Below are 1207 nucleotides of genomic sequence, written 5' to 3'. Positions count from 1 at the left end.
TGTGAAGCTGTTTCAAAAGCTTAAAGCGCAACCTGTAAAAGTTGACCAATAATCGTCGATTCCTCCTTCTTGATAGCCCCTAAAAGCCACCCTCGCGGTGGCTTTTTCTTTCTTCGATCTTTCTTTGATATAGCTACGATGAATTAATATCACGGCTAAGAGAAAAATTTCGCTAGAAAGAGGTTCACGTTATCAAAACCGCAACGGAACTGAACAATTTCGTTTTGGAGCATGTAAAGTAAATCTCATAAAACGTTAGAACATGCGTTCTCAAAATCTAAGACTCTAATAACCAATAAGAACATAACAAGGACTGTTTATGCTGCTGGAATTGGCTCTGTTGTTTGCTGCAGGCGTGGTAGGTGGAATCATGAATTCGATAGCAGGAGGTGGGAGTTTTATCACCTTCCCCGCCCTAATGGCGGTTGGCGTGCCACCCATCATGGCTAACGCCACCAACACTTACGCGGCGTGCGCGGGATACATAAGCGGTGCCGTGGGCTTTCGTGAAGAAATTTTGAAAAACAAACAAGAACTGCTATTCACCGTTTCGTTCAGCTTAGTCGGTGGCGCAGTTGGCGCGTATCTTCTTCTCAACACACCAGAGTCACTGTTTTTGGAAGCCATTCCTTGGCTACTTTTGTTTGCTACGGTGCTGTTTCTTACAGGTTCGCGGTTAACAATGATCATCAAATCCATCACCAGAGAACATAAACACGCTGGCGTTTTAGGCTTAATCGCATTGAGTTTGTTGTTGGTGGGCGTTTCAGCATACGGCGGATTTTTTAATGCCGGATTAGGCGTGATTGTTCTGAGTTACCTCGTCGTGGCGGGCCATCAAGACATCAACTTGATGAATGGGCTTAAACTTCTGGTTTCAACGTGTGTGTCTCTCATCGCTATCGTCATTTTTGTTGCGAACGGCTCTATCGATTGGAGTAAAGGCAGCGTGGTAATGGTCGGGACATTAGTTGGCGGCTACCTCGCCGCGCGCGTGTCTCGCCAGCTTAATCCGAGCCACGTTAAAGGCTTTGTCGCTCTCTCTTCGATTATCATCACCATTTACTTTTTTATTGACGTTTACGCCTAACCCAAACAGAAAAGCGCCATCAACTTAATGGCGCTTTTGCGGCTTTCAATAAAGGTTTCTAAAAAGAAGTTTATTAAATAACGTGAAAAGTGAGTTTAGAAAACCGTTTTAAGACGG

Annotated in this window: 1 protein-coding gene; it reads left to right on the top strand. The window is 44.6% G+C overall.

The genetic code is table 11. The annotated features are described in order from the left end of the window. Positions 1-319: 319 nt before the first annotated feature. Entirely contained in the window at positions 320-1090 is a 771-nt protein-coding gene (locus R7E42_RS24755) for a sulfite exporter TauE/SafE family protein (protein WP_025509900.1), read from the top strand. Positions 1091-1207: the final 117 nt, after the last annotated feature.

Source organism: Vibrio sp. Vb1337 (genome assembly GCF_033338715.1).
Taxonomy (GTDB): Bacteria; Pseudomonadota; Gammaproteobacteria; order Enterobacterales; family Vibrionaceae; genus Vibrio; species Vibrio alginolyticus.
Note: the sequence above shows the minus strand (reverse complement) of the source record. Positions and strands in the feature narration are given on the sequence as shown.

Excerpts from the sequence above, each read along its gene's own strand:
- R7E42_RS24755 (WP_025509900.1), top strand. The coding sequence starts at position 320 with ATGCTGCTGGAATTGGCTCTGTTGTTTGCTGCAGGCGTGGTAGGTGGA.